This is a genomic window from Pseudomonas sp. Tof1, from assembly GCF_055390395.1.
On sequence record NZ_AP024344.1, the window covers coordinates 5,705,710 to 5,729,658 of the forward strand.

Sequence of the window (23,949 nt, forward strand, 5' to 3'; positions counted from 1 at the left end):
CTCCTACAGCGGGGGGCAGTCCTGCTCGCCTCAGAGCTGCGCCACATGGCCGACATCCTGCTGCTGCGCCCGCAGGTACGGCAACACCGCCGCCAGCAACGGCGCCTTGAACGCCTCCTGGAACCGATGGGCCAACCCCGGAATCAGCACCAGCTGGCTACCCTGGATATGCGCCGCCAGGTGCACCCCATGCATCACCGGCAACAACGGATCGGCCGTGCCATGCACCACCAGGGTCGGCACCCGCAGCTGATTGAGCAGCGGCACCCGGCTCGGTTCGGCCAGGATCGCCATGATCTGGCGCTTTACCCCTTCCGGATTGAACGCCCGGTCATAGGCCGTCGCCGCCTGTTGCAGCAGCTTGTGCCGATCATCCTTCACCTCGGGGCTGCCCAGCGCCGCCAGCAGGTCGGCCTGCTGCTCGATCGCCACCTGACGGTTCGGCGCACTGCGCCGCGACAGCAACTGCACCAGCGCCGCACTCGGCGCCGGCAAACCCTCGGCACCGGAGCTGGTCATCACCAGCGTCAGGCTCTCGACCCGCTGCGGCGCCATGGCCGCCAGCCGTTGGGCGATCATCCCGCCCATGCTGGCGCCCAGCACGTGGAACCGCTCGACCTGCAGCGCATCCATCAATCCCAGCGCATCGCCGGCCATGTCGCTCAGGCTGTAGGGCGCCGCCACCGGCAGGCCGAGCTTGTAGCGCAACACCTCGAACGTCAGGTTGGCGCTCGCCGGCGCCTGGCGCCAGATCGACAGGCCGACGTCGCGGTTGTCATAACGGATCACCCGGAAGCCCTGCTGGCACAGGGCAACCACCACCTCGTCCGGCCAGTGGATCAACTGGCCACCCAGGCCCATGATCAGCAGCAGCGCCGGATCCGAGGCACGACCGATGCTCTGGTAGGCCAGGCTGACCTGATCCAGGTCGACATGCTCGGTGGGAACATTGACATCGCAGCGACCCGCGGCAAACGCCGGCAAGCCGAACAGCAAGGCGGCCAGCAGGACTGCCGCTGAAAGAAAACGTACACGCATGAAAAAATACCGAAACGCAGAACCCCAGTGGAGCGCGAGTCTGATGATATTTGTGCAAGCGCGCTGCCACAGTTCGGTGACAGTTTGATGAAGATTGCTCCAGCGGCTTCGTCCCATCAGGCAGGTGAAGGCATTTCTGCTCGGCGCGCCGGTCGACAGCCGGCTCAACATGAGACAAACTCACTCACATTGCACTTCTTACCAAAGTTTTCTCATGGAGCCCCAGGTGCTGGAAATCCGTCACTTGAAAACCCTGCATGCCCTGCGTGAGGCCGACAGCCTGGTGGAGGCCGCCGAACGCCTGCACCTGACGCAGTCGGCCCTGTCCCATCAGTTCAAGGAACTGGAGGAACGCCTGGGCATGGCGTTGTTCGTGCGCAAGACCAAGCCGGTACGCTTCACCAGCGCCGGCCTGCGCCTGCTGCAACTGGCGGATGCCACCCTGCCGCTGCTGCGCGCGGCGGAGCGGGACATTTCCCGGCTGGCCGGCGGCACCGCGGGGCGCCTGCACATGGCGATCGAGTGCCACAGTTGCTTCCAGTGGCTGATGCCGACCATCGACCAGTTCCGCGACGCCTGGCCGGAAGTCGAGCTGGACCTGGCCTCCGGCTTCGCCTTCGCCCCGCTGCCCGCCCTGGCCCGCGGCGACCTGGACCTGGTGGTCACCTCAGACCCGCTGGACCTGCCAGGCCTGACCTACGTGCCGCTGTTCACCTACGAGGCGATGCTCGCGGTCGCCAACCAGCACCCCCTGGCGAGCAGGCCCTATATCGTCCCCGAGGACCTGGCCCGGGAAACCCTGATCACCTACCCGGTGGAACGCGATCGGCTGGACATATTCACCCGCTTCCTGGAACCGGCCGACGTCGAGCCGGCGCAGGTGCGCACCTCGGAACTGTCGGTGATGATGATGCAGTTGGTGGCCAGTGGCCGAGGCGTCTGCGGCATGCCCCACTGGGCGCTGCACGAGTACAGCTCGCGCGGCTACGTGAGGGCCAAGCGCCTGGGCGAAAAGGGCCTGTTCGCCACACTCTACGCGGCGATTCGTACGGACATGCTGGAGGTGCCCTACATGCGCGACTTCCTGCTGACAGCCAAGGACACCTCGTTCTCGACCCTCGACGGCGTCAGCGCGGTACGCTGAAACGACAACGGGGCGAGCCTTGCGCTCACCCCGTCGCTTTCCACCACGGGCTTTCCCGGCTCAGGCCGAACGGCGCTGCTCGAACATCAGCCGCACGGCCAGGCCGCCCAGCACGAAGCCCATGACATAACGTTGCAGCGCCAGCCAGCGCGGGTTGTGCTTGAACCAGCTGGCCAGGCCGCCGGCAAACAGCGCGATCAGCAGGTTGACCGTGAAGCTCACGCTGATCTGGGTGGTGCCGAGAATCAGGCTCTGGGCGAACACCGAGCCGTGCTCCGGGCTGATGAACTGCGGAAACACCGAGAGGTAGAACACCGCGATCTTCGGGTTCAGGGCACTGGTGAGAAACCCCATGGTCATCAACCGCAACGGGGAGTCCGGCGGCAACTGGCGCGGCTCGAACGGCGAGCGCGCGCCGGGCCTGAGCGCCTGCCAGGCCAGCCACAGCAGGTACAGCGCACCGGCCCACTTGAGCACCTCATAGGCCAGCGGCACGGCCATGAACACTGCGGTCAAACCCAGTGCCGCGGCAAACAGGTGAACGAAGAAGCCGCCCACCACGCCCAACAGCGACACCACCCCGGCCTTGGGCCCCTGGCAGATCGAGCGGGAGATCAGGTAGATCATGTTCGGTCCCGGGGTCAGGACCATCAACAGCGAAGCGGCAGCGAAGATCAGCAGGTCTTGAAGCGCAATCATGGGCAGTCCCTGTGCGGTGTCGATCAGGCGGTGGGTTCCAGCGAAGCCCGATAGAACGGCAGGATCAGGTCCCGTGTCAATGGCGCCAGGCACAGGTTGCCGTCGCCCGCCGGATCGATCCACACCACTTCCTCGATCTCGGCCGCAGGTTCCACGGTTTCGGCGACGTGCAACTGGAACAGCTCGGCCTGCACCTCGAAGCCCGGCTCGTTGGCCGCGGGAGCGGAAAACCGGCCGAGGTAGCGGGCGTCAGCGGGATCGACCCGCAACCCCAGTTCCTCCTCGAGTTCGCGGGCCAGGGCGTGCGCCGGCTGCTCATGGGGTTCGATCTTGCCACCCGGCTGCATGAAGGCCTGGGTGCCACGCTTGCGCACCAGCAGGGTACGGCCATCGGGGCCGATCAGCAGGGCCGCGGCGATACGGATAGTCTTGGAGGCAGCAGAAACAGTCATGGCGTCAACGCGATCCTGGCAAAAGCCGGCAGGATCACACCCGTGCGGGAAACTGGCAAGCCCACCGAAAGCAGGCTTGCCAGGCCGGGTTCAGGTGGCCTGCTCCAGTGGCGAGACCTCCTCGGGCACCTTGACGAACACGCTGTACTTGGCGCCCTCCATGGCCTCGAAACCGATCAGTTTCTCCACCAGTGGCGCACTCAGGACCTTGCCGGCATTGAGCAACAGCATGCCGTTGTCGGCATTGAGGTTGCGGGCCAGGACCATGCCCGCCTCCAACTCGCGTGTGCCCAGCACCTTGACCGTCGGATCGCCGGTGGTGACATCGCTCAGGTGCTCGGCACAGACCCGGACGAATTCCTCCACCAGCCCGGGATCGTAGAGTCGCCCGGCATACTTGCGGATGAACAGCAGGGCTTCGTCGCTGTTCAGCCGCCGCTCGAGAATCAGCCCGTGCTGCAGCTCGACGAAATCGACCGCCAGCTTCAGCACCCGGGAGCCCAGGGGAATCGCCTCGCCCTTGAGATGATCGGGAAAACCGGTGCCATCCCAGCGTTCCTGATGGTGCAGGATCAGCCGGGCCGCGTCCTGCATCGGCTCCAGCGTCATCAGCAGCGATTCGCTCTGCTTGGGATAACCGCGATAACGCTCACGCTCGGTATGGTGCAACTGGTCGGCCGGTGCGCCCATCATGCCGTCCGTCCAACCCATCTTGCCGATATTGTGCAGGGCCGCGGCCATGGCCAGGTTGCGGCTGTCGGTCTCGTCCTGGCCGGTGGCCTTGCACCAGGCCCGCACCAGGTCGATCACCGCCCGGTTGGTCTGCTTGTCCTTGGGCAGGCGCCACTCGACCATCCGCGAAAACACCTCGGCGGTCACCGCGTAGCTGCGCTTGAGCTCTTCATAGGCCAGGTCGAGCATGTCGGCGGTCTGCTGGACTTCGCTGGTACGCGCCAGCACGCGTTTTTCCAGGGTGGCGTTGAGCTGTTGCAACTGCTTGTTCTGCTCCCGTGCCAGCGCCTGCAGGCGCTGGCGCTCGCGCTCGGAGTGCTGGAAGGCCAGGGCCTGGCGTACCGTCAGCGTCAGTTCCTCGTCATTCCAGGGTTTGCTGAGATAGCGGTAGATCCGCCCTTCGTTGATCGCCTTGGTGATCATGTCCAGGTCGGCATAGCCGGTCAGCAGGATCCGCAGGGTCGACGGATACAAATCATGGATGCGTGCCAGCAGGGTCGCACCATCCATGTTCGGCATGCGCGCATCGCTGATGACCAGGTCGACGGGCTGCTCGGCCAGGATCTCCAGCGCCCGCGCCCCGCTGTCGGCCAGCACCAGTTCATAGGGTTGACTGCGCAGCAGGCGCCGCAGGCTGTTGAGAATCGACTCCTCGTCATCGACCAGCAGGATACGGGGTCTGACGGCGGATTCATCCATGGCGCACCTCATGTCGTCGTGGGCTGCAAATTGCGGGACCCCGAATGGCTGGCGATCCCTGTGTTCGCCCTAAGGGTAGATGCTTTTGCGCCACATGAACGGTGAGCGACATAACTTTGCCAGCACTGGTGCAAAACTCCATCTATGCTGCAAGCAGTCGAGCGCGCATTCGCTGTGTAGCCTGGGAAAAGGACCTCTTTGTATGCGTTCAGTGCATTTCAACCGGCTGGCAGGGACGTCGCGATGAGCACGATCAACCGTCGTATCCTGATCATCGACGACACCGTGTCCATTCACGAGGACTTCCGCAAGATCCTCTGTCCTGGAGGGGGTGTAGACGACCTGCAAGCGGCCGAGCAGGCGCTGTTCGGCGATAGCGTCAGCCGCCTGGAGCACGTCTTCGAGCTGGACTCGGCCTTCCAGGGCCGCGAAGGCCTGGCCAGGGTCGAGCAGGCGCTGGAGCAGGGCCGGCCGTACGCCATGGCCTTCATCGACATGCGCATGCCGCCGGGCTGGGATGGCCTGGAGACCATCGAACGGCTCTGGCAGGTCGATCCCAAGCTGCAGGTCGCGCTGTGCACCGCCTTCTCCGACTACTCGCTGGAGGACATGAACGCCCGCGTCGAGATGGGTGATCGCCTGCTGATCCTGAAAAAACCCTTCGATGCGATCGAGATCCGCCAGATGGCCAGTGCCCTGACCGTCAAATGGCAGATGACCGAGGACGCCGAGCTGAAGATGGACCAGCTCGAACAGGCCGTCGAGGAACGCACCCGCGAGCTGTCCGACGCCAACATCATCGTGCAGAACAGCCCGACCATCCTCTATCGCCTGCGCGGCGAACCTTCGTTCCCGCTGATGTACATCTCCCACAACATCACCAAGTTCGGCCACGTGGCCAAGGACCTGGTGGCCTCCAGCGACTGGACCCGGGAACTGATCCACGAGGAGGACCAGCCCAAGGTCGACGCCGCCATGGCCCGGGTGCTGGACAGGGATGCCCAGGGCGCCTCCATCGAGTTTCGCCTGCATACCGGCGACGACCAGTGGCGCTGGGTGGAGAACCGCTACGTACCGGTACGCGATGCCGAAGGCCGATTGCTGGAGGTCGAAGGCATCATCATCGACATCACCGAGCGCAAGGCCGCCGAGGAAAAGATCGCCCAGCTCGCCCGTACCGACGGGCTCACCGGGCTGGCCAACCGCTCGACCATGATCGAGCGGCTGCACCAGAGCTTTGCCGCCGCCCAGCGCGGCGCCTCGCCGTTCGCGGTGTTCTACCTCGACCTCGACCACTTCAAGCGGATCAACGACACCCTGGGCCATCCGGTCGGTGACCTGCTGCTGCAGGAAGTGTCCCAGCGTATCAGGCGTTGCACCCGCGAAGGCGATGTGGTCGCCCGACTGGGGGGCGACGAGTTCGCGATCCTGCAGACGGAAATGAACGATCCGTCCATTTCCGGCGCCCTGGCGGCGAGAATCCGCAATGCCCTGGTCGAACCCTACAGCCTCGATGGCAACGAGGTGCGGATTTCCGTGAGCATCGGCATCAGCACCTACGCCGCCGACAGCGAAAGCGCCGACACCCTGCTGGTGCAGGCCGACATGGCGCTGTACCGTTCCAAGGAAAAGGGCCGCAACCAGTACCACTTCCACTCCGAGGAGATCAACCAGGAGGTCAGCGAACGGGTCTCCATCGCCAACGACCTGAGGGAAGCCATCAATCAGGATCAGCTGGAACTGCACTACCTGCCGGAAGTCGACCTCACCACCGGCAAAATCCTCGGCATGGAGGCGCTGGTGCGCTGGAACCATCCCCAGCGCGGCCTGCTCGGGGCCGACGTGTTCATACCGGCTGCGGAAAAGACCGGCACCATCGTCGCCCTCGGCCACTGGGTGCTGGACCACGCCTGCCAGCAGATGCGCCAGTGGCGCGACGAGGGCGTGGCACCGCCGGTGATCGCGATCAACCTGTCGCTGGCCCAGCTCAAGAGCGGTGGCGAACTGTTGAACGATGTTGTCGAGACCACCGCCCGCTGGGGGCTGTCGCCATCGGACCTGGAGTTCGATGTCACCGAGGCGACCCTGGCCCAGACCAAGTGGACGCAGAACGACGTATTGCCGCGCCTGCGCGAACTCGGGGTGAAGATCGCCATCGACGATTTCGGTACCGACTACTCCTCCTTCGACTACCTCAAGACCTACCGGGTCAATCACCTGAAGCTGGCACAGTCGTTCATCAACCATGCCACCCAGGATGCCGACAGCGCCACCACCCTCAAGGCCATCATCAATTTCGCCCGTGAAATCGGCGTGGGCATCATTGCCGAAGGCGTGGAGACCCTGGAACAGCGCAGCTCGCTGATCTCCACCGGCTCGCCGATGGCCGCCCAGGGCTACTACTTCAGCAAGCCTGTCGACACTCAGGAGGCCGCCCGGCTGCTGCAGCGGGGCAGCATCGCTCCGCAGGCACTGCCCAACCTGGAGAGTTCGTGATGACCGCGCTGACCGGCGCCGCCAACCGGCGCATTCTGATCATCGACGACACCGCTTCGATTCATCAGGACTACCGCAAGATCCTCGGCCCGGAAGAAGAGGAAGACTTGAGCCTGGAGTCGACCGAAACCCTGCTGTTCGGCGTCGACCAACCGCAACGCCAGGTCTTCGAGCTGGACTCGGCCTACCAGGGCCAGGAGGCCCTGGAACTGGTCCGGCTGGCCCAGGCCGCCAACCGGCCCTACGCCATGGCCTTCATCGATATGCGCATGCCGCCGGGCTGGGACGGTCTGGAAACCATCGAACAGCTGTGGAAAGTCGACCCCCACCTGCAGGTCGCCCTGTGCACCGCCTACTCGGACTACTCCTGGGAATCGATGGCCGACCGCCTGGCCTTCGGCGACCAGTTGCTGATCCTGAAGAAACCCTTCGACAGCCTGGAAATCCGCCAGATGGCCAGCGCCCTGACCTGGAAATGGCAACTGGCCCGGGACATGGCCACGCGCATGAGCGAACTGGAGCGGACCGTCGAGGAGCGCGTCCAGGAACTGCTGCATGTCTCGCGCCTGCTGCAGTTCGACGTGCTCACCGAACTGCCCAACAGCACCCTGCTGGTCGACCGGCTCAGCCAGGCGATTGCCCTGGCCAAGCGGCACGACGAACAGACCGCGGTCATGTTCATCGGCCTGGATCGCTTCAAGCGCATCAACAATGCCCTGGGCCACCCCGTCGGCGACGAAATGCTCAAGCATGTGGCTCGCTGCCTGATCGGCGCCTTGCGTCAGTCGGACTCGGTGTTTCGCTATGGCTCCGACGAATTCGTCCTGGTACTGCCCGATATCGCCCACCCGCACCAGACCAACGGCATCGCGCAAAAGATCCTCAATGCCGTGAACACCCCACTGGAAGTGGCCGGGCATGCCCTGCGGGTCACCGCGAGCATGGGCATCAGCCTGTACCCGGGCGATGGCGAAGAGGCGCTGGGCCTGGTCAAGAAGGCCGAAACGGCCATGCGCAACACCAAGGAGGAAGGGCCGGGCAACTTCGGCTTCTTCATCGAGGACATGAACCTGCGTGCGCGTCGGCAGCAGTCCATCGAGTCGGGCATTCGCCTGGCCCTGGAGCGCGATGAGTTCGTCCTGCACTACCAGCCCAAGCTGGACCTCAGGCGCGGCCAGGTGGTCGGTGCGGAAGCGCTGATTCGCTGGCTGCACCCGGAGCGCGGCTGGATCTTCCCCGGCGATTTCATTCCCGTGGCCGAGGACAGCGGACTGATCGTTCCACTGAGCCGCTGGGTGGTCGGGCAGGCCTGCCGCCAGGCCAAGGCCTGGCAGGAGCAGGGTCTGGGCCGGCTGGTCATGTCGGTGAATGTCTCGCCCATCGACTTCCGCCAACGGGACTACCTCGACGGAATCCGCCAGGTGCTGGAGGAAACCGGGTTGGACCCGCGCTGCCTGGAACTGGAAATCACCGAAAGCATCCTGATGCAGAACATCGACGCCACGCTCGAGGTGCTGCACGCGCTCAAGGCCCTGGGCATTCGCCTGGCGATCGACGACTTCGGCACCGGTTATTCCAGCCTCAGCTACCTGCGGCGCTTTCCCGTCGATGTGCTGAAGATCGACCAGTCGTTCGTGCGCAATCTCGCCGGCGACCGGAATGATGCGGCGCTGGTCAGCGCGATCATCAGCCTGGGCAAGAGCCTGAACCTGAACACCATTGCCGAAGGCGTCGAGACCCGCGAGCAACTGGACTTTCTCAAGGCCCATGCCTGTGAAGAGGTGCAGGGCTACTACTTCAGCAAAGCCGTCGAAGCCAACGCGTTCGCTAGCCTGCTACTGGACTGGCGGGAAAAAGCGCCAGGACAGGACTGAACGCCCCCACGACCGTCTACAGCCAGGGAAACCTGCAATGTCATTTCGCCGATTGCTCGTGCTGCTACTGCTCACCGGCGCCTGGGGGCAACCCGTCCTGGCGTTGCCACTGGACGAACCGCTCAAGCCCCTGCCGGACATCCCCCAGCAGGACCCGCGCCAGGTCGAACTGGGCCGCCAGCTGTTCAACGAAAAACGCCTGTCGATCAACGACAGCCTGTCCTGCGCCACCTGCCACCAACTGGACAAGGGCGGAGTCGACGACAAACCGCTGTCCATCGGTTTCCATGGCGAGACCGTCGCGGTCAATACCCCCACCGTGTTCAACGCGGCACTGAACTTCAAGCAGTTCTGGAATGGTCGGGCCGACAGCCTGGAGGACCAGGTCGGCCAGGTCCTGCTGAGTCCCATCGAGATGGGCAACAACTGGCCGAACATCATCGATACGCTGGTCAAGGACCCGGCCTACAAAGCGGCCTTCGCCGCAGCCTACCGCGATGGCGTGACCGAGGCCAACGTGCGCAACGCCCTGGCCACCTACGAACGCACCCTGCTGACGCCCAACTCGCGCTTCGACCAGTACCTCAAGGGCAACACCGACATCCTCAGCCTCGACGAGAAGTACGGCTACCAGCGCTTCAAGGACTATGGCTGCATCGCCTGCCACCAGGGCGTGAACATCGGTGGCAACATGTTCCAGAAGTTCGGCGTGATGGGCGACTACTTCAAGGCCCGTGGCAACCCGACCGCAGCCGACGACGGGCGCTTCCTGGTCACCGGGGACCAGGACGACCGGCATGTCTTCAAGGTGCCCAGCCTGCGCAACGTGGCCCTCACTGCCCCCTACTTCCATGACAGCTCGGCCAAGACCCTTGAGGAGGCGGTCGACGTGATGTTCACCTATCAGTTGGGACGCATCCCCTCGGCCGAGGACAAACGCCTGATCGTGCTGTTTCTCAAGACACTGACCGGTGAACAGGGAGGCAAGCCGCAATGAACCCGACCAGGCGCCTGCTGAACCGGATCCTCCTGCCGCTGTTGACCTCGGTGCTGGCGGCGGTGCTGGTGTTTCTCTACGTCATGTCGCGCAGCGACCTGACCCAGGAGTACGCCGAAGGCCGCGACCTGATCGGCCAGATCAAGCAACTGGACGCCCAGTGGGATACGGAGATCCTCAAGGCCAGGATCGCCGTGGCCCGCAACTACGATCCGCTGATCAGACCCCAGGTCGGCATGCACACGCACTGGCAGGCCTTCCAGGCGCTGCAGGTGAGTCAGCCGACCGATACCTCCGGGGCCTGGAAGGACCGTCGTGCGACGCTGAACCAGGCACTCAGGGAGAAAGAACGGCTGGTCGAACAGTTCAAGTCGCGCAACGCGGTGCTGCGCAACTCGCTGGCCTTCCTGCCCACCGCCGAAGACGACATCCAGCGCCAGTTGAGCACGCTGGAGGATGTCGACAAACTGATGCTGCAATCGACCTCCAACGATATCTACGACCTGTTGCTCAGTACCCTCGAATTCTCCCAGATCACCACCGACGACAGGGCTAACGAAATCCTGCTGGGGGTCAACCAACTGACGGTCGATCAGCAGCGCCTGCCGCCGGCCTTCAAGGCGCCGATCGATATCCTGCTCAACCACGTGCAACTGATCCTGCGCGAACAACCCAACGTCAATACCCTGCTGGACGAGATTGCCGCCGTACCGGTTTCCGAAAGCCTCGACGCCATCACCGACCAGTTGAACCAGGACCAGCAGAGCGCCGAACGGATCGACCAGCAGTATCACCTGTACCTGCTGATTTTCTCGGCGCTGATGGCCGTGCTGCTGTTGTACCTGGCCAGTCGCCTGGCCCGCAGCTATGCGCAGATCAACCAGATCAACCGGGCCCTGCAGACCGCCAACGAGCATCTGGAGCAGCGGGTCGAGGAGCGCACCCGCGAACTGCGCGACGCCCAGAGCGAGCTGGTGGAGACCGCCCGCCACGCCGGCATGGCCGAGATCGCCACCAACGTGCTGCACAACGTCGGCAACGTGCTCAACAGCGTGAACATCTCCGCCGACCTGGTCGCCCGCAAATTGCGCAACAGCAAGGCACAGGGCCTGGCCAAGGCGGTCGGGCTGATGAACGAGCACCCCGATGACCTCGCTGAGTTCCTCACCCATGATGCCAAGGGCAAGCTGTTGCCGGGCTACCTGAACCAGCTCGTCGAGGCCATCGCCGTCGAGCAGCAGGGCATGACCGAGGAGCTGGGCCAACTGAGCAAGAGCGTCGACCACATCAAGGAAATCGTCTCGACCCAGCAATCCTATGCCGGGGTTTCCAGCCTGGAGGAGGCGCTGCACGTCGGCGACCTGCTCGAGGACGCCCTGCGCATGAATTCCGGCGCCCTGACCCGACACAACGTCGTCGTGATCCGCGACTACGGCGATGTCCCGCGGATCATGGGCGACAAGCACCGCATGCTGCTGATCCTGATCAACCTCATCAGCAACGCCAAGCAGGCGATGTCCAACCTGTCCGACCGTGCCCGGCAGATCACCCTGCAGGTGCGGGTGGTCGACGACACGACCCTGCGCATCAGTGTCAAGGACGACGGCGAAGGCATCCTGCCGGAAAACATGACGCGGATATTCGCCCATGGCTTCACCACCCGCAAGGATGGCCACGGCTTCGGCCTGCACAGTTGCGCCCTGGCGGCGATGGAAATGAACGGACACCTGAGCGCCCATAGCGACGGCCCCGGCAAGGGTGCCGTCTTCACTCTCGAACTGCCCTTGAAAACCGCCGTGGGGGTCCCATGACAACACAGCCGAACCGCCGCATCCTGCTGGTGGACGACACGCCATCGATCCATGATGACTTTCGCAAGATCCTGATGCCGGAGCAGGACGAGAGCCCGGACCTGGACCTGATCGAGGCCCAACTGTTCGGCCATGAGGCCAAGGCCGTCGGCAGCCAGCCGTTCGAACTCGACTCCGCCTATGGTGGACAGGAAGGCCTGGCGCTGGTCGAACGCTCCCTGGCCGAAGAACGCCCCTATGCCCTGGCCTTCGTCGACATGCGCATGCCCCAGGGCTGGGACGGTGTCGAAACCATCGAGCACCTGTGGCAGGCCGATCCGCAACTGCAGATCGTGGTCTGCACCGCCTATACCGACTATTCCTGGGAGGACCTGCTGGATCGCCTGCACGGCCATGACCGGTTGCTGATCCTGAAGAAGCCCTTCGACAATATCGAGGTCCAGCAACTGGCCAATACCCTGACCAACAAATGGGACATGACCCGCCAGGCCAGCCTGCAGATGCATCACCTTGAGGAACTGGTCGAACAGCGCACCCAGGCACTCACCCAGGCGAGCCTGGCCTTGCAGCACGAGATCGACGAGCGCAAGCAACTCGAGGGTCAACTGGTGCAGTCGGAAAAGCTCGCCTCCCTGGGCCAGCTGGCGGCCGGTGTGGCCCATGAGATCAACAACCCCATCGGGTTCATCGGCTCCAACCTGGGCACCCTCGACGGCTACTTCACCCAGTTGTGGGAAATGCTCGACGCCTACCACAGCGCCGAGGAAGGCATCGCCTCACCCGAACTGCTCGGCCGCCTGCAGGCCTTGCGCGAGAAGATCGAACTGGACTTCCTCAAGGAGGACATTCCGCTGCTGATCAGGGAATCCAAGGACGGCATCGCCCGGGTCGGGCAGATCGTCAAGGACCTGAAGAACTTCTCCCGGGTCGACTCGAGCCAGGAATGGCAGTGGAGCAACCTGCAGCAGGGAATCGACTCGACCCTGAACATCGTCGCCAACGAACTCAAGTACAAGGCCGATGTGGTCAGGGACTACGCCGACCTGCCGGAAATCGAATGCCTGCCCTCGCAGATCAACCAGGTGATCATGAATCTGGTGGTCAATGCCGCCCAGGCCATGGGCCCCGAGCGCGGCACCATCAGCCTGCGCGGCGGCAGCGCGGGGGAGAAGGTCTGGCTGGAAGTGGCCGACAACGGCTCGGGCATGGCCCCGCAGACCCTGCAGAAGATCTTCGATCCGTTCTTCACCACCAAGCCGATCGGTAAGGGCACGGGGCTGGGGCTGTCGCTGTCCTACGGCATCGTGCAGAAGCATGCCGGGCAGATCACGGTCAGCAGCGAGCTGGGCGTGGGCACGACCTTCAGGATCGAGCTGCCGATCCGCCAGAACAAAACCGCCTCCTGATCGAGGCGGTTCGCCATACGCGTCAGTTGGCTTCCTGGAAATCCATCTCCGGTGGCTGCTGGCGGAAGCCGCCCGTGAGGAAAGCCAGGTACACCACGCCGATCGCCAGCCAGCTCACGCCCAGGTAGATCGCCAGGTGATCGAGGCTGATCATCAGCCACAGGTCCGCCAGCAGGCCGATCGATGGGCAGACCAGAAACAGCAGCAGCTCGCGCAGACCGCGCTGCTGCGCACCGATCCAGTAATGGAAGATCACCGACAGGTTCACCAGGCTGAAGGCCAGGAAGGCGCCGAAGTTGATGAACGAGGTGGAGGTGGTGACGTCCAGCTTCAACGCCAGCAAGGCCACCACGGCGCAGAGCAGGATGCTGTTGATCGGTGTGCCGAAGCGTTCGCTCAGGCTGCCGAAGAACGATTTCGGCAGCACACCGTCGCGGCCCATGGCATAGAGCAGGCGCGAACCGCTGGCCTGGGCCGACAAGCCCGAGGCGAACTGGCCGACGATCAGGCCGATCAGGAAGAGGCTGACGAACAGGTCGCCGCCGATGTTGCGGGCGATCTCGTACGCCGCCGAGTCGACGTTGTCGAAGGCGAATGCCGGGTGGGCCAGTTGCACGAAGTACGACACCGCAACGAAGATCAGCCCGCCGATCAGGGTGATCAGCATGATCGCCCGCGGGATGGTACGCCGCGGATCGCGGGTTTCCTCGGTCAGGGTGCTGACCGCGTCGAAACCGAGGAACGAGTAGCAGGCGATGGCCGCGCCGCTCATCACCAGCGGCATCTGCATGTCACCGTTGAAGAACGGAGCCAGGGTCCACAAGGGCTTGCTCGCGTCGCCGCCGATATAGTGGATCGCCAGGGCGACGAAGGCCACCAGCACCAGGAACTGCACCAGCATCAGCAGCGAGTTGACGCCGTTGGCCAGGCGCAGGCCGACGATGTTGATCAGGCTGGTGATGACGATGAAGGCCAGCACCCAGACCGGCTGCGGGACGGCGGGAAAGGCCGAACCCAAGTACGCCGCGCCGATCAGCCAGATCGCCATGGGCAGGAACAGATAGTCGAGCAACACCGCCCAGCCGGCGATGAAGCCGAGTTTCGGGCTGATGGCCTTGCGCACATAGCTGTAGGCCGAACCGGCCACCGGGAAGGCGGCGGCCATGCGCCCGTAGCTCATGGCGGTGAAGAACATCGCCACCAATGCCGCAAGGTAGGCGGCCGGGACCATGCCCGCGGTGGATTGGGCGAGGATACCGAAGGTGCCGAGCACGATGATCGGCGTCATGTAGGCGATGCCGAACAGCACCACCGCCCCCAGCGAAAGGGTGCGTTGCAAACGAGCCATGAGGCGACTACTCCGAATGTTATTGGATTTATGGCAGAGCCGAGTTCGGCGAAAGTGCAGCGGTGTCACAAAATTCTTATGAGTGCGTGGGCCGGATCACGCAGTAGCTCCGTTCGCGGGCAAGCCCTGCTCCTACCGGTGACGCGGGAGGCTGCAGGAGCCGGGCCTGCCCGCGAAAGGGCCGGCCGCACAACGCAGGGATCAGCCCTGGGGAATCAGCAACTCCCGTACCCCGTCGGCCCGCTCGACCACCTCGCCCGGCAAGCGCAGGCGCTGGTCGTTCAGGTAGCTGTAGTCACGCCGGGCAGCCGCCAACTGACTCAGGTCCAGCTCGACGCTGAAATGGCTCTCCTCGCGCCCGGCCTCCTTGAGCAGCGTCCCGAACGGGTCCACCAGGGCACTGCCGCCAGCGAACAGCAGGCCGCCATCGCCCTCGCCGACGCGGTTGACCATCAGCGCAAAGGCCTGGTTTTCCTGGGCGCGGGCCATGATCGCGGTGCGGTGGGTCGGCCCGTACGGGTCCATGTTGCCGTTGGTGACGATCAGCAGCTCGGCACCCAGTTGCGCCAGGGCCCGGGCGGTTTCCGGGAACTCGATGTCGTAGCAGATCAGCAGGCCGACCCGCACCCCGTTCCATTCGCAGGTCGCATAACCATCGCCGGGGTTGAACACGCCACGGTCCGAGGCCCACAGGTGGGTCTTGCGATAACGCAGGGCAATGCCCTCGGGGTGATCATCAGGGTGGTGTTGTAGAACCGGCCGTTGTCGTTCTCGGCCATGCCGATCACCACCGTCAGGTCGCGCTCGCGGGCGGCCTGCTGCACCGCCTGCACGGTCGGCCCGTCCAGCGGCTCGGCGACCCGGGCCACGGTCTCGGCGGACGGGAAGCCCATCAGGTGGGTTTCCGGAAACACGATCATCCGGGTATCGGCGGCGCAGGCGGCGATAGCGGCAAGGGCGCGCTCGAGGTTGTAAGCTGTATCGTTGTCCCGGCCGGCGAGCTGGGCAAGTTCGATTTTCATGGGTATTCCTTGTTCTGTTCAACCGCCGCGACCCGCCGAACTGGCAGAATGAGTCCGCGGTCATGACCTGTGGCCGCAGTATGCGCACCCGCGCCGGGCCATGGGAATCACGCCGCCGGGGTAACTCGATAGGGGTAGATGAATGACACTGTCGCTGGATGACATCGCCTGGCACCGTTCGGTGGGGCAAATGATCGAGGCCCTGGATCGGCCCAATTTCTGGACGCAACTGGTGCGCCTGCTCAACCGGTACGTGCCGTTCGACAGTTGGGTCGCCCTGCTGTTCAGCGCCCAGGGCCGCCCGGAAGTCTTCGCCGAATGCCCGGGCGAGGACGGCAGTCCCGATCAGTTGTTCCAGGACTACCTCAAGGGCCTGTACCTGCTGGACCCGTTCTACATCGCCAGCCGCGAGCAGTCGCGCACCGGCCTGTACCGCCTGGCCGAGGTCGCCCCGGAACACTTCGAACTGACCGAGTACTACCAGCGCTACTTCCGCCTGAACGTGGTGGCCGACGAGATCCAGTTCAACTGCCAGCTCGACGACGACCGCACCCTCTGCCTGTCGCTGGGCTCCACCCGCCGCTTCAGCGACGAGCAGATCGCCCTGCTGTCGCTGATCCAGCCCTGGGTGCTGGGCCTGTTGCGCCAACGCCTGCCCCACGAACAACTGCCGGAAAACGTCACGCCGCCCACTGCGCCGCAGGGCGACTGGCGCATCCAGCTGGAAGCCTCGGTGCAGCAGCTCAAGGGCGCGCAACTGAGCGCCCGCGAACTGGACGTCGGACGCCTGATGCTCAGCGGCTGCTCGAGCAAGGAAATCGCCCGCAAGCTGGAAATCTCCATCGAAACCGTGAAAGTCCACAAGAAACACATGTACAGCAAGCTGGGCATCAAGTCCCAGTCCGAGCTGTTCTCGATATTTCTGCAAGCGCAGAATGCCTGACCGACCTGATGAGTCCGAACCCAAGGAAACCGTATGAGCCTGTCCCTGCTGAGCCGCTACGCCTTCTTTGCCGGCTGCGTGATCTTCACCCTCGCCAGCCTGCCGTTCCTGGAACATGACTGGCTCTGGCCATTCACCCTGACCACCGGCCTGTTGAGCCTGCTGGGGGTGTTCGACCTGTTGCAGAGCCCTCACGCGGTGCGCCGCAACTATCCGATCCTCGGCAATATCCGCTACCTGGTCGAAGGCATTCGCCCGGAAATCCGTCAGTACCTGCTCGAATCCGACAGCGATGCCCTGCCCTTCTCCCGCTCCCAGCGTTCGCTGGTGTACGCACGGGCCAAGAACGAAGGCGGCGACAAGCCCTTCGGCACGCTGATCGATGTCTATGAGTCAGGCTTCGAGTTCATCGGCCACTCGATGCGCCCGGCGCCGTTGAGCGACCCCGCCAGTTTTCGCGTGACCGTCGGCGGGCCGCAGTGCAAGCAGCCGTACTCGGCCTCGGTGTTCAACATCTCGGCGATGAGCTTCGGCTCCCTCAGCGCCAACGCCATCCGCGCGCTGAACAAGGGCGCCAAGCTCGGCAATTTCGCCCACGACACCGGTGAAGGCAGCATCAGCCCCTATCACCGCGAACATGGCGGCGACCTGACCTGGGAACTTGGCAGCGGCTATTTCGGCTGCCGCACCAGCGACGGGCGCTTCGACCCGGAGAAGTTCGCCGCCCAGGCGCAGAGCCCGCAGGTGCGCATGATCGAAATCAAGATGAGCCAGGGCGCCAAACCCGGCCACGGCGGCATCCTGCCCAAGCACAAGGTCACCCGGGAGATCGCCGAGACCCGTGGCGTACCGATGGGCGAGGATTGTGTATCGCCGTCGAGCCACAGCGCCTTCTCGACGCCGATCGAGATGATGCACTTCATCGCGCAACTGCGTGAACTGTCCGGCGGCAAGCCGGTGGGCTTCAAGTTCTGCCTGGGTCACCCGTGGGAGTTCATGGGCATCGCCAAGGCGATGCTGGAAACCGGCATTCTCCCGGACTTCATCGTCGTCGACGGCAAGGAAGGCGGCACTGGCGCCGCGCCGGTGGAATTCACCGATCACATGGGTTCGCCAATGCGCGAGGGCCTGCTGTTCGTGCACAACACGCTGGTCGGCCTGAACCTGCGGGACAAGATCAAGCTCGGTGCCAGCGGCAAGATCGTCAGCGCCTTCGATATCGCCAGCGTGCTGGCCATCGGCGCCGACTGGGCCAACTCGGCGCGCGGCTTCATGTTCGCCATCGGCTGCATCCAGTCGCAGAGCTGCCACACCAACAAGTGCCCGACCGGCGTCGCCACCCAGGACAAGCTGCGCCAGCGTGCCCTGGTGGTACCGGACAAGGCCCAGCGGGTGTTCAGCTTCCACCGCAACACCCTCAGGGCCCTGGCCGAAATGCTCGCCGCCGCAGGGCTGCAGCATCCTTCGCAACTGGAAGCCAAGCATCTGGTACGACGCATGTCGGCCACCGAGATCAAGCTGTTCTCGCAGTTGCACGTGTTCCTCAAGCCCGGCGAACTGCTGACCGGCGAGGTCAACGGCAAGTTCTACTCGCGCATGTGGGAGATGGCCCGGGCGGATAGCTTCGAGCCGAACGCGGCGTAGATCAGTCGATGCCCCAATCATTCGAATGAAACGAAACGGCAACCCATCGATGCAAGACAAGTAGACCTTGCCTCATCGGGTTGTCAGTTTCGCGCCAGTGGACAGGTCTTGTACAAGCGTACCTGGGCACTGCTCGTCCTGACACAGTTGCTCCTGAGATTTTTAGGGTATCCAGTGAAAGCCCACGGCCCAAGCAAAAGATAGCCAGATACGTTCACTCACACTTGATGGAGTTATCCGCTTTCGCCTTCGCACAGATCTGATACAACTTCATAACATTGTCCCCCATCGATAGCTGTTGGACCTGATGCCAACGCCGAGGTATATCCGCTTCTTCATCCGATTCCTTATCGGAGTAGTCAAGCCACCATACTCGACCTGTCGACGTATCGACACGATCCAGAGACTCGACAAAAGTGTCATCGCCATACTTCATCATGGGCGCAAAAAAACCTGAGGGGTTTGCACGGTCGTATGTCGACGGCGAATAATACAACAAAAGTTTCCGATGCTTATCATTATAAAAATTGCCAGCATAAAAAAGATAGGCATCACCCACGATCAATGTATCGCCATCAATTGATTTTTCTCCAAAGTACGCCATCAATTCAACTAGCCTATTATCCGCCACCTCATAAGGATTGTTCATGGTATGCTGCTGTTTATAAAGATAACCCAAGCCCAAAACCTCTACCGCCGACAAAGCGCACACCGCCATGAAAAACGCCCATTGGTTACGCAGCTTATCCAACACCATCGCCATGACAATAGGCATCATCACCGCAGAAAAAAAAAGATACCGCTCTACAAATACCGGGATATAGAAAGAGAACAAGAACACGACCAACACCGTCAAAAATCCACAGATGACAATCAGTGTCTGTACTGAGTGTCGACTGCGGTCTTTGCACATTACGACACTTCCTCCAGCCAGATACAGGATCGGCACCAGCCAATAGACCAAAGTGTTGCCGCCGCGCCCATCGTTAACGGTCAAGAACCTCCATATCGCCGAAGGCAAACTATAACTGGAAACGGGCTGAATCCATCCCACGCCGAATGTACTCAACTGTGCCAGGCTGCTTGATAACCATGGCAAGTAAAGTACGGCGATCATCAGATTTGCCAGCCACCACCTCGGGCTCTCGATATGTCGATACGCTCCACGAGCCGGTAGCCGGATCAATAACAGATACAACCAGTGGGAAAGTGCGCAGAAAATCGAAAAATAGTGCGTGTACAATCCACTCAGCATCAATAAGGCGTAGATAACCAGATAGATATTTTTTTTCGGTTTGCCTACCCAGTACACCAGCGCGATGGTGGCCCCCGTCAGCTCGACCCCCATTAAGGCATACATGCGTATATCCTGGCTGGTTCGAACCGCTATGGGTAATAATGCCAGCAACCAGCCGGCCGTTATGGCCGCTCGCGGTGTCGAAACCATTCGCGCCAACCAGATGCCGAGCCCGACGTTGACGATTCCAAGCACGGCGCTGAAACCTCTCGTCCATATCAGCGCATTGCTGCCGATCAAAGCGACCCAGCCATGCAGAAGCATGTAAAAAAGCGGGGGATGCACATCCCGACCGCTTAACTTCCAGATATCGGTGAGCGGATAGGCAATCAGCTCCAGGCTAAAGCCTTCGTCTGACCATATGGAAGCGTTGGTCAACAAGTAAAATCGTACCAGTGTCGATACGCTGAGAATCGCGACCACGACCCAGCTCCAGGTGCGTGAGCGCATGGTCGTTACGACAGTTGACGTGAGGTCACTCATTGCATTGCCACTTGTAGTTCGACGACAGTTGCTTTTCCCGCCGAGTGGAAACAATGTCCTTCACCACATACCTGGGCCGATGTTTCGCCTCGATATAAATCCTGCCGATGTATTCACCCAGTATCCCCAGGCCGATGAGCTGTACGCCACTCAGGAACAGAATGGCGGTCATGAGGGAGGGATAACCCGGCACCGCATTGCCGAACAGCAGCTTGTCGGAAACCATGTAGAGCGCGTACAGCAGCGAACCCAACGAGATGAGACCACCGATATAGGTCCATAACCTCAACGGCAAGGTGCTGAAGGATGTGATGCCATCCAGCGCCAGGTTCCACAGCTTCCAGCCATTGAACTTGCTCTTGCCATGGGTGCGCGGAGCCCGGTCGTACTCGATGACCCGGGTAGTGAACCCGGCCCAGGACAGCACGCCCTTCATGAACAACTGGTACTCGGGCAACTTCTTGATCACGTCGATGACCTTGCGGTCCATCAGGCGAAAATCACCGACGTTTTCCTCTATGTGCGAATAGGCAATCCTGTTCATCACCCGATAGAAAAGGATGGACGACTGCCGTTTCAGGTAACTGTCCGTCGAACGACTGCGGCGCTTGGCCAGGACCACATCCGCGCCGTTCTGCCACTCGGCAATCATGCGTGGAATGACTTCGATCGGGTCCTGCAGGTCGACATCGATGGGGATCACCGCATCACCGCTGGCAAACTCGATGCCGGCAAACAGGGCGGGCTCCTTGCCGAAGTTGCGGGAAAAATTGATCAGCAGGGTGTCGTTGTCCCGCAACGCCAGGTACTGGGCCACACTTTCGGTGTTATCGGTACTGCCATCGTTGACGAAAACGATTTCGACCTCATACGGCTCGGCGAGCAGTTCCCGTCGCACCGCCTCGTAGAACACCGGGATGGCCTGCTCCTCGTTGTACACGGGCACCACCAGGGAAATCTTCATTTGGCCTTGTCCCGAAAGACCACCTGGCTTGAATAGCAGTAACCGAGCACCGGGCTCACCCCCGAAAACACCACCAGCGTCACCAGCCCCGGCATGGTCAGCCAGTCACCCAGCCAACCGGTGGTAAAACTGAGCACGGCCATGAAACCGACGAAGGCCAGGTAACGGGGCAATGAGGCCGCCTGCCTGAAGGTGTAGCGCGCGTTGGCATGGAAGGAAAACGTGGCGGCCACCGCGAACGCGCAGAGGTTGCTGGTGGCCTGGCTGAACGCCATGCCGCCGTGCAGCGCGAGGAAGACGCACCCGTGGATCAGGGTATTGAGCACCCCGATATAAACATAGGTCGAAAAATTCTTGGGCAGCGCACGCAAGGCTATGTCATCCATTCCGCAGCCGAACAAACCCCGTCCGATAACGACCGGGATGGGCGTCCACGTACTACGCGATACCAGCGTGGCTATTCCTCAAGACTAGGATTGCCCGGTGGGTCTGTCTACTGTCAGAAATAACAGGTACAGACGAGTTCTGGCTTTCACCAACAGGAGATCAACATGGGAAATCGCTTCATCGCCGTCGCTTGCCTGATGCTGTCGTTCAGCCTGGCCCACGCCGCCGAACGCTGGGAAACCCTGCCGCCCACCCCGGCCCCGGTCGCTGGCGTGCAAAGCGGCTATGCCAACGTCAACGGCATCAAGCTCTACTACACCCGCACCGGTCATGGCTCACCCGTGGTGCTGCTGCACGGCGGCCTCGCCAACTCCGACTACTGGGGCAACCAGGTCAAGGCCCTGGCGGCGAAACACACGGTGATCGCCCTCGACAGTCGCGGCCATGGCCGCAGCTCGCGCGACAGCCGCCCCTACGGCTACGACCTGATGGCCGACGACGTGGTCGCCGTGCTCGACCACCTGAAAATCGCCAAGGCCGACATCGTCGGCTGGAGCGACGGCGCGATCCTCGGCCTGGACCTGGCGATCCGTCACCCGAGCCGCGTCGGCAGGATCTTCGCCTTCGCCGCCAACAGCACCACCGCCGGGGTGAAGGAGAACGTCGAGAAGAACCCGACCTTCGCCGCCTACATCGAACGGGCCGGCAAGGAATACGTGAAGCTGTCGCCAACACCGAAGGAGTACGACGCCTTCGTCGAGCAGATCAGCCATATGTGGGCCAGCCAGCCGAACTGGAGCGATGCCGACCTGGCGAAGATCAAGACCCCGGTGCTGATCGTCGATGGCGACCGCGACGAGGCGATCAAGCGTGAGAACACCGAGTACATGGCGGCGACCATTCCCGGCGCCGGGCTGCTGATCCTGCCCAATGCCAGCCACTTCGCGTTCCTGCAGGACCCGGCCTTCTTCAACGCCGCCCTGCTGAATTTCCTCGACGGCCAGTAACCCCTGGATCGGCCGGCCTGGCGACCCCGGGCCGGGCCGTCCATCCGTCGTCGGCCAAGCCAGCCGCCCTGGCAAATAATTGTGACATTCAGTAATACCCCACCTTTGCAATTCGCGGCGATTCGCGCCACCCTGCGCGCCGCCGCCCAAGCAGTGCAATTTCCGACAGCCGCGGCAGTCATATTCAACATTCGCCCACAGAGCCCGCTGCCATGCTGAACGGACGCGACCCACGCATCGACTTCTTTCGGGGACTGGCGCTGATCTTCATTTTCTGGGATCACGTGCCCCACAACCCACTCGGCCAGATCACCCTGCGTAATATCGGTTTCAGCGATGCGGCGGAGGTCTTCGTGTTCCTCGCCGGTTACGCGGCGGTCCTCGCCTACGGCAAGATCCTGCAACGCGACGGCTACCTGATCGCCTGCGTGAAGATCCTGCGTCGCGCCTGGGTGCTCTACGTGGTGCACATCTTCCTGCTGGCGATGCTGATGGGCATCGTGTTCTTCGCCAACAGCCATGTGGAAACCCGCGACCTGATCCAGGAAATGGGCCTGCAGCATTTCGTCAGCCATCCCGAACAGGCGCTGACGGACGAGTTGCTGCTGCGCTTCAAACCGAACCTGATGGACCCGCTGCCCCTGTACATCGTGCTGTTGCTCGGCCTGCCGCTGGTGCTGCCGTTGCTGTTGCGCCAGCCCCTGGCGGTGGTCGCGGTGTCGCTGACGGTGTACCTGCTGGCGCCCGTACTGGGCTGGAACCTGGCGGCAATCGGCGATGGCGTCTGGTACTTCAACCCCGTCACCTGGCAGTTGCTGTTCATCCTCGGCGGTGCGACGGCCATCCACGGCCAGCGGCCACGCCTGCCGGACCGGCGCCCATTGCTGCGCCGGCCACTGTTCGTCGCGGCGGCGGGTTATTCACTGATTGCCGGGGTGATCACCCTCTCCTGGCGTTGGCCGCAGATTCATGACGCCATCATGCCGGCCGCACTGAGCAACTGGCTGTACCCGATCAGCAAGACCGACCTGTCGCCGGTACGTCTGCTGCATTTCCTGGCACTGGCCTATGTCACCGCCAAGCTGCTGCCCACGGGCAACTGGACCCGCCACTGGCTGGCGCAACAGACGTGCCGCATGGGTCGCTACTCGCTGGAAGTGTTCTGCCTGGGCGTACTGCTGGCGCCGCTGGCGGACATGGTCAACGCCCTGGCCGACGATGCCGTCGCCATGCAGGTTTTCACCGCGCTGGTCGGTGCCGGCCTGCTGGCCCTGCTCGGTGCCTGGCTGGACTTCAACAAGCGCCTGGGCCAGCCGATGCGCGCCGTTCCCGCCTGAGCCGGCTGCGCGCCGGGTTTGGCGGTGTGGCGGATGACGTCTTCGCGGGCAAGCCCTGCTCCTACAGTTTTACGGCGTTCGCAGACCTTGTATACGACGCTACCTTGTAGGAGCAGGGCTTGCCCGCGAAGACGTCCGTAACCACAACGCAGAAACATCAGGTTCCCCA

18 protein-coding genes and 1 pseudogene are annotated in these 23,949 nt (G+C 62.8%); 10 read left to right on the plus strand and 9 right to left on the minus strand.

Annotated elements, in window-relative coordinates; all coding sequences use genetic code 11:
- Positions 1–30: 30 nt before the first annotated feature.
- Positions 31–1,038: an alpha/beta fold hydrolase gene (locus ACZ5KU_RS25690; protein WP_054057453.1), complete on the minus strand. Its 1,008-nt coding sequence runs from the start codon at positions 1,036–1,038 to the stop codon at positions 31–33.
- Between the two features lie 226 nt (positions 1,039–1,264).
- Here ACZ5KU_RS25690 and metR point away from each other — a divergent pair, with 226 nt between their 5' ends.
- Complete coding sequence (metR, locus tag ACZ5KU_RS25695; protein ID WP_054057452.1) at positions 1,265–2,182, plus strand: transcriptional regulator MetR; 918 nt, start codon at positions 1,265–1,267, stop codon at positions 2,180–2,182.
- A gap of 60 nt (positions 2,183–2,242) precedes the next feature.
- Here metR and ACZ5KU_RS25700 read toward each other — a convergent pair whose 3' ends face one another.
- The 3 genes from ACZ5KU_RS25700 to nosR all read right to left on the minus strand — a co-directional run bounded on the left by ACZ5KU_RS25700 (position 2,243) and on the right by nosR (position 4,764).
- Positions 2,243–2,881, minus strand: coding sequence for a LysE family translocator (locus tag ACZ5KU_RS25700; protein ID WP_054057451.1), 639 nt, complete (start codon positions 2,879–2,881; stop codon positions 2,243–2,245).
- A gap of 23 nt (positions 2,882–2,904) precedes the next feature.
- Entirely contained in the window at positions 2,905–3,333 is a 429-nt protein-coding gene (locus ACZ5KU_RS25705) for an NUDIX hydrolase (RefSeq protein ID WP_054057450.1), read from the minus strand.
- Positions 3,334–3,423: 90 nt separating this feature from the next.
- Positions 3,424–4,764, minus strand: coding sequence for a response regulator c-di-GMP phosphodiesterase, NosR family (nosR, locus tag ACZ5KU_RS25710; RefSeq protein ID WP_054057449.1), 1,341 nt, complete (start codon positions 4,762–4,764; stop codon positions 3,424–3,426).
- Positions 4,765–5,007: 243 nt separating this feature from the next.
- Between nosR and ACZ5KU_RS25715 the strand changes: the two genes are divergently transcribed.
- The 5 genes from ACZ5KU_RS25715 to ACZ5KU_RS25735 are packed head-to-tail and all read left to right on the plus strand — an operon-like array spanning position 5,008 to position 13,348.
- Entirely contained in the window at positions 5,008–7,260 is a 2,253-nt protein-coding gene (locus ACZ5KU_RS25715; protein WP_464736439.1) for a putative bifunctional diguanylate cyclase/phosphodiesterase, read from the plus strand.
- Complete coding sequence (locus ACZ5KU_RS25720) at positions 7,260–9,134, plus strand: putative bifunctional diguanylate cyclase/phosphodiesterase (protein WP_464736440.1); 1,875 nt, start codon at positions 7,260–7,262, stop codon at positions 9,132–9,134. Before ACZ5KU_RS25715 ends, ACZ5KU_RS25720 begins: the two co-directional genes overlap by 1 nt.
- A gap of 37 nt (positions 9,135–9,171) precedes the next feature.
- Positions 9,172–10,131, plus strand: a complete 960-nt coding sequence (locus ACZ5KU_RS25725) for a cytochrome-c peroxidase (protein WP_464736441.1) — start codon at positions 9,172–9,174, stop codon at positions 10,129–10,131.
- On the plus strand, positions 10,128–11,942 hold the full coding sequence (locus ACZ5KU_RS25730) for a DAHL domain-containing protein (RefSeq protein WP_464736442.1): 1,815 nt from the start codon (positions 10,128–10,130) through the stop codon (positions 11,940–11,942). The genes ACZ5KU_RS25725 and ACZ5KU_RS25730 overlap by 4 nt, the downstream gene beginning before the upstream one ends.
- Positions 11,939–13,348, plus strand: a complete 1,410-nt coding sequence (locus tag ACZ5KU_RS25735) for an ATP-binding protein (protein ID WP_054057444.1) — start codon at positions 11,939–11,941, stop codon at positions 13,346–13,348. Before ACZ5KU_RS25730 ends, ACZ5KU_RS25735 begins: the two co-directional genes overlap by 4 nt.
- A gap of 22 nt (positions 13,349–13,370) precedes the next feature.
- On the opposite strand, the gene ACZ5KU_RS25740 is transcribed toward ACZ5KU_RS25735, so the two are convergent.
- Both ACZ5KU_RS25740 and ACZ5KU_RS25745 read right to left on the minus strand, forming a co-directional pair.
- Positions 13,371–14,696, minus strand: a complete 1,326-nt coding sequence (locus ACZ5KU_RS25740) for an APC family permease (protein ID WP_464736443.1) — start codon at positions 14,694–14,696, stop codon at positions 13,371–13,373.
- A gap of 201 nt (positions 14,697–14,897) precedes the next feature.
- Positions 14,898–15,718, minus strand: a pseudogene (locus ACZ5KU_RS25745) (carbon-nitrogen hydrolase family protein).
- A 142-nt stretch (positions 15,719–15,860) separates the two neighbouring features.
- Here ACZ5KU_RS25745 and ACZ5KU_RS25750 point away from each other — a divergent pair.
- Complete coding sequence (locus ACZ5KU_RS25750; protein ID WP_464736444.1) at positions 15,861–16,661, plus strand: helix-turn-helix transcriptional regulator; 801 nt, start codon at positions 15,861–15,863, stop codon at positions 16,659–16,661.
- Between the two features lie 33 nt (positions 16,662–16,694).
- Positions 16,695–18,305, plus strand: coding sequence for an FMN-binding glutamate synthase family protein (locus ACZ5KU_RS25755; RefSeq protein ID WP_054057440.1), 1,611 nt, complete (start codon positions 16,695–16,697; stop codon positions 18,303–18,305).
- A 214-nt stretch (positions 18,306–18,519) separates the two neighbouring features.
- On the opposite strand, the gene ACZ5KU_RS25760 is transcribed toward ACZ5KU_RS25755, so the two are convergent.
- Genes ACZ5KU_RS25760 through ACZ5KU_RS25770 form a run of 3 tightly spaced genes read right to left on the minus strand, consistent with a single transcriptional unit; the run spans position 18,520 to position 21,435 of the window.
- Positions 18,520–20,085: a glycosyltransferase family 39 protein gene (locus ACZ5KU_RS25760; protein ID WP_081005904.1), complete on the minus strand. Its 1,566-nt coding sequence runs from the start codon at positions 20,083–20,085 to the stop codon at positions 18,520–18,522.
- Positions 20,078–21,049 (minus strand): glycosyltransferase family 2 protein, encoded by a 972-nt coding sequence (locus ACZ5KU_RS25765; RefSeq protein ID WP_054057438.1) that lies wholly within the window; start codon positions 21,047–21,049, stop codon positions 20,078–20,080. Before ACZ5KU_RS25765 ends, ACZ5KU_RS25760 begins: the two co-directional genes overlap by 8 nt.
- Positions 21,046–21,435, minus strand: coding sequence for a GtrA family protein (locus ACZ5KU_RS25770; RefSeq protein WP_464736445.1), 390 nt, complete (start codon positions 21,433–21,435; stop codon positions 21,046–21,048). The genes ACZ5KU_RS25765 and ACZ5KU_RS25770 overlap by 4 nt, the downstream gene beginning before the upstream one ends.
- A 165-nt stretch (positions 21,436–21,600) precedes the next feature.
- Here ACZ5KU_RS25770 and ACZ5KU_RS25775 point away from each other — a divergent pair, with 165 nt between their 5' ends.
- Positions 21,601–22,443: an alpha/beta fold hydrolase gene (locus ACZ5KU_RS25775; protein WP_464736446.1), complete on the plus strand. Its 843-nt coding sequence runs from the start codon at positions 21,601–21,603 to the stop codon at positions 22,441–22,443.
- Positions 22,444–22,655: 212 nt separating this feature from the next.
- A complete protein-coding gene (locus ACZ5KU_RS25780) occupies positions 22,656–23,780 on the plus strand; it encodes an OpgC family protein (protein ID WP_054057435.1) in 1,125 nt (374 codons plus the stop codon).
- Positions 23,781–23,949 lie beyond the last annotated feature (169 nt).